The organism is Streptomyces sp. NPDC055078 (assembly GCF_053607985.1).
Map to the genome: position 1 here is coordinate 1 of NZ_JBSGUP010000553.1, position 5,584 is coordinate 5,584.

The 5,584-nt window shown below is 72.9% G+C and carries 4 protein-coding genes; all 4 read left to right on the forward strand.

Annotated features, from left to right (window positions below; genetic code table 11):
- The coding region (locus tag ACWF94_RS31770; protein WP_453496323.1) for an ammonium transporter at window positions 1-699 on the forward strand (699 nt) is incomplete at its 5' end.
- A complete protein-coding gene (locus tag ACWF94_RS31775) occupies window positions 696-1,034 on the forward strand; it encodes a P-II family nitrogen regulator (RefSeq protein ID WP_453496326.1) in 339 nt (112 codons plus the stop codon). The genes ACWF94_RS31770 and ACWF94_RS31775, both read left to right, overlap by 4 nt.
- A 54-nt stretch (window positions 1,035-1,088) precedes the next feature.
- Entirely contained in the window at window positions 1,089-3,530 is a 2,442-nt protein-coding gene (locus ACWF94_RS31780; protein WP_453496329.1) for a [protein-PII] uridylyltransferase, read from the forward strand.
- Window positions 3,531-3,690: 160 nt separating this feature from the next.
- Window positions 3,691-5,241 carry a signal recognition particle protein gene (ffh, locus tag ACWF94_RS31785; protein ID WP_453496332.1) on the forward strand — a complete coding sequence of 517 codons (1,551 nt, stop codon included), beginning with the start codon at window positions 3,691-3,693 and terminating at the stop codon, window positions 5,239-5,241.
- The last annotated feature ends 343 nt before the right edge of the window (window positions 5,242-5,584 follow it).

A 5,584-nucleotide genomic window follows, 5' to 3' on the forward strand; every position in this document is an offset into this window, starting at 1 on the left:
CTCCTGTGGTTCGGCTGGTTCGGTTTCAACGCCGGGTCGTGGCTCGGCAACGACGACGGCGTCGGCGCGGTCATGTTCGTCAACACCCAGGTCGCCACCGCCGCCGCCATGCTCGCCTGGCTCGCGTACGAGAAGATCCGCCACGGCGCCTGCACCACCCTCGGCGCCGCCTCCGGCGCGGTCGCCGGACTCGTCGCCATCACCCCGGCCGGCGGCTCCTGCTCCCCGCTCGGCGCGATCGCCATCGGTGGCATCGCGGGAGTCCTGTGCGCCATGGCCGTCGGCCTGAAATTCCGGTTCGGCTACGACGACTCCCTCGACGTCGTCGGCGTCCACCTCGTCGGCGGCGTCGCAGGTTCCCTGCTGGTCGGCCTCTTCGCCACCGGAGGCGTCCAGTCCGATGCCAAGGGCCTGTTCTACGGCGGCGGCCTCGAACAGCTCGGCAAGCAGGCCATCGGCGTCTTCTCCGTACTGGCCTACTCTCTGGTGGTGTCCGCCCTGCTCGCCCTCGTCCTCGACCGGACGATCGGGATGCGGGTGGACGAGGACACCGAGGTCGCCGGCATCGACCAGGACGAACACGCCGAGACGGCATACGACTTCAGCGGCGCGGGCGGCGGCACCGGCACCCGCAGGCCCGTGCCCGCACCCGGCGACGCTCTCGCGGACCCGGCCCGCACCAGGAAGGTGGACGCATGAAGCTCATCACCGCCGTCGTCAAACCCCACCGGCTGGACGAGATCAAGGAAGCGCTCCAGGCGTTCGGCGTCCACGGCCTCACCGTCACCGAGGCCAGCGGATACGGCCGCCAGCGCGGCCACACCGAGGTCTACCGGGGCGCCGAGTACACCGTCGACCTCGTCCCCAAGGTCCGTATCGAAGTACTGGTCGAGGACAGCGACGCCCAGCAGCTCATCGATGTGATCGTCAAGGCCGCCCGCACCGGGAAGATCGGCGACGGCAAGGTGTGGAGCGTCCCCGTCGACACGGCCGTACGGGTGCGCACGGGCGAACGCGGCCCGGACGCACTGTAGAGAGCCGCGCCGGCGGGCCGCCGGGACGCGCCGGAGAACGAAAGGGCTGATCGGGTGTCGAGCCTGGAAACCACCACCGAAGCGGAAGACTCGGGACCCAGCGGCTACGCGGCGGCCCGGCTGCTCCTTCTCAACGACAAGGAGCGGTCCGGGCCGCCACGCCGCACCGCACTCGCCGGACTGACCGACCAATGGCTGTCCGCCCTGTTCACCACCGCCTGCCGGGACGCCGGGATCCGCGGCGCCGCCCTCGTCGCCACCGGCGGCTACGGACGCGGCGAACTCTCCCCCCGCAGCGATCTCGACCTCCTGCTGCTCCACGACGGCAGCGCCGACCCCGGCGCGCTCGCCACCCTCGCCGACCGCATCTGGTACCCCGTCTGGGACCTCGGGCTCTCCCTCGACCACTCCGTACGCACCCCCGCCGAGGCCCGCAGAACCGCGGGCGACGACCTTAAGGCGCACCTCGGACTCCTGGACGCCCGGCCCGTCGCCGGAGACCTCGGACAGGTCGCCGCCCTGCGCACCGCCGTCCTCGCCGACTGGCGCAACCAGGCCGCCAGACGGCTGCCCGAGCTGAACGAACTGTGCCGCGAACGCGCCGAGCGCCAGGGAGAGCTGCGGTTCCTGCTGGAACCCGACCTCAAGGAGGCGCGCGGCGGACTGCGCGACGCCACCGCCCTGCGCGCCGTCGCCGCTTCCTGGCTCGCCGACGCCCCGCGCGAAGGGCTCGCCGCCGCCCGCCGCGCCCTCCTCGACACCCGCGACGCGCTGCATCTGACCACCGGACGCGCCACCGACCGGCTCGCCCTCCAGGAGCAGGACGACGTCGCCGCCGGACTCGGCCTGCTGGACGCCGACGCGGTGCTGCGCCAGGTGTACGAGGCCGCCCGGACCATCTCGTACGCCACCGATGTCACCTGGCGCGAGGTGAACCGGGTCCTCACCGCCCGCTCCGTACGCTCCCGGCTCCGTGCCTGGCACCGCCGCGAGCCCGAGCGCACACCCCTGGCCGAGGGCGTCGTGGAACAGGACGGCGAGGTCGTCCTGGCCCGTGCCGCCCGGCCCGAGCGCGACCCCGTACTACCCCTGCGGGCCGCTGCCGCCGCCGCCCAGTCCGGGCTGCCGCTCTCCCCGCACGCCGTGCGCAGACTCGCCGAAGGCACCCGGCCCCTGCCCGTGCCCTGGCCCGCCGACGCCCGGGAGGAATTCGTCACCCTGCTGGGCGCGGGAGAGCCCACGGTGGCCGTCTGGGAGGCGCTGGAGGCCGACGGGCTGATCACCCGGCTGCTCCCCGACTGGGAGCGCGTCCGCTGCCGCCCCCAGCGCAACGCCGTCCACACCTGGACCGTCGACCGCCATCTCGTGGAGACCGCCGTACGGGCCGCCGCGCTGACCCGCCGGGTCCACCGCCCCGATCTGCTGCTCGTCGCCGCCCTCCTCCACGACATCGGCAAGGGCTGGCCCGGCGACCACAGCGTCACCGGCGAGACCATCGCCCGGGACATGGCGACCCGGATCGGGTTCGACCGCGCCGATGTGGCCGTCGTCGCCACCCTCGTACGCCACCATCTGCTGCTCGCGGAGACCGCGACCCGGCGCGATCTGGACGACCCGGCGACCGTGCGCGCGGTCGCCGACGCCGTCGGCTCGACGGGCACCCTGGAACTCCTGCACGCCCTCACCGAGGCGGACGCGCTCGCCACCGGGCCGGCCGCCTGGTCCACCTGGCGCGGCTCGCTCGTCGCCGACCTGGCCGCCCGCGTCGCCGCCGTCCTGGCGGGCGGGAGCACCGAACCGGAATCCGCCGCCCCCAGCGCCGAACAGGAGCGGCTGGCGGTCGAGGCCCTCCGCACGGGCGGCCCGGTGCTCTCCCTGCGGACCGAACCGGAGCCCCCGCGCGAGGACGGCGAGCCCGAACCGGTCGGCGTCGAACTGCTCATCGCCCTCCCCGACCGCCCCGGCGTCCTGCCCGCCGCCGCCGGAGTCCTCGCCCTCCACCGGCTCACCGTCCGCGCCGCCGATCTGCGCGCGGTCGAACTGCCCGGTGAGATGGGCGGGACGCTCGGGCCGGTTCTCGTACTGAACTGGCGGGTCGCCGCCGCCTTCGGTTCCCTGCCATCGGCCGCCCGGCTGCGCGCCGACCTCGTACGCGCCCTGGACGGGTCCCTGGACATAGTGGCCAGACTCGCCGAACGCGAGGCCGCCTACCCGCGCAGGCGGGGCGTCCCGGCACCCCCGCCCCGGGTCACGGTCGCCCCCGCCGCCTCCCGGCACGCCACCGTCATCGAGGTCCGCGCCCAGGACGCCCCCGGACTCCTCCACCGGATCGGGCACGCGCTGGACGACGCGGGCGTACGGGTGCGGAGCGCGCATGTCTCGACGCTGGGCGCGAACGCGGTGGACACGGTGTATGTGACGGACGCCGGGGGGCGGCCTCTCGCGGAGGCGATCGCCACGGAGCTTGCCCGGTCCCTGGAAGCCGCGCTGGGGTGAGGTCCGGTGCGGTCCCGTGGTGCGGTCCGGTGCGGTCCCAGGGTGAGGTCCGGTGCGGTCCTGGGGTGAGGTCCCCGCGGGCGAGGACACACACTTCGCCCGGCCGGATACCCTGGAGGACGATTCCCATTGCCCCCGACCCTGAGGACCGACGAGCGCCGTGTTCGATACTCTCTCCGACCGCTTGGCGAACACCTTCAAGACCCTGAGGGGCAAGGGCCGCCTCAGCGAGGCGGACATCGACAGCGCGGCCCGGGAAATCCGTATCGCGCTCCTTGAAGCGGACGTCGCCCTTCCCGTGGTGCGGGCCTTCATCGCGAACGTCAAGGAACGGGCGCGGGGTGCCGAGGTCTCCAAGGCCCTGAATCCCTCGCAGCAGGTCATCAAGATCGTCAACGACGAGCTGATCGGCATCCTCGGCGGCGAGACCCGCCGGCTCCGCTTCGCCAAGACCGCGCCCACCGTCATCATGCTCGCCGGCCTCCAGGGCGCCGGTAAGACCACCCTCGCCGGAAAGCTCGGCCGCTGGCTCAAGGGCCAGGGGCACTCGCCGCTGCTCGTCGCCTGTGACCTCCAGCGCCCCAACGCCGTCAACCAGCTCAGCGTCGTCGCCGACCGCGCGGGTGTCGCCGTCTACGCGCCCCAGCCGGGCAACGGCGTCGGCGACCCCGTCCAGGTCGCCAAGGACTCCATCGAGCACGCCCGCGCCAAGCAGTACGACGTCGTCATCGTCGACACCGCCGGCCGCCTCGGCATCGACCAGGAGCTGATGCGGCAGGCCGCCGACATCCGCGACGCGGTGAGCCCCGACGAGATCCTCTTCGTCGTGGACGCGATGATCGGCCAGGACGCGGTCAACACCGCCGAGGCGTTCCGCGACGGCGTCGGCTTCGACGGGGTGGTGCTGTCCAAGCTGGACGGTGACGCCCGGGGCGGTGCCGCGCTCTCCATCGCGCATGTCACGGGCCGCCAGATCATGTTCGCCTCCAACGGCGAGAAGCTGGACGACTTCGACGCGTTCCACCCGGACCGGATGGCGTCCCGCATCCTCGGCATGGGCGATGTCCTCTCCCTCATCGAGAAGGCCGAGCAGACCTTCAGCCAGGAAGAGGCCGCCAAAATGGCCTCCAAGCTGGCGAGCAGCAAGGGCAAGGACTTCACGCTGGACGACTTCCTGGCGCAGATGGAGCAGGTCCGCAAGATGGGCTCCATCTCCAAGCTGCTGGGGATGCTGCCGGGCATGGCCCAGATGAAGGACCAGATCAACAACATCGACGAGCGCGATGTGGACCGTACGGCCGCGATCATCAAGTCGATGACCCCGGCCGAGCGCCAGGAGCCGACGCTCATCAATGGCTCGCGCCGGGCCCGTATCGCCAAGGGCTCCGGTGTCGAGGTCAGCGCGGTGAAGAGCCTGGTGGAGCGGTTCTTCGAGGCGCGGAAGATGATGTCGCGGATGGCCCAGGGCGGCGGGATGCCCGGTATGCCGGGGATGCCGGGCATGGGGGGCGGCCCCGGGCGGCAGAAGAAGCAGCAGAAGCAGGCCAAGGGCAAGCGCAAGAGCGGTAACCCGATGAAGCGCAAGGCCGAGGAGGAGGCCGCGGCGGCCCGGCGCGAGCAGGCGGGCCAGGGCGGGGCCTTCGGGCTTCCGGCCGGTGCGCAGGCGCAGGACTTCGAGCTGCCGGACGAGTTCAAGAAGTTCATGGGCTGATCGGGTTCCGGGCCCCGGGGGATCCCGCGGGCCGATGGAGTTCCGGGCTGGTTTCCGGGCTGATCGGGTTCCGGGTCCGGCGCCTGGGCCCGACCGGGTTCCGGCTCGGGGATTCCTCGGGATTCCCTGGGATTCCCTGGGCGCACCGGGTTCCGGGCCGGTGCGGGCGCTCGCGGGTTCGCGGGTGCCGACGTCGTTTTCCTGACTTAACGTCCGGATATGAGCAATGCTGCGCCGCCGCGCCGGACCCCGGACGAGCCCTGGCGTTCCGAGGGCGCGCCGCCGCCTCCGGCGCCCCGGAAGCGGATGCCCGGCGGCTGGGGCGGCCTGATCCTGACCGCCC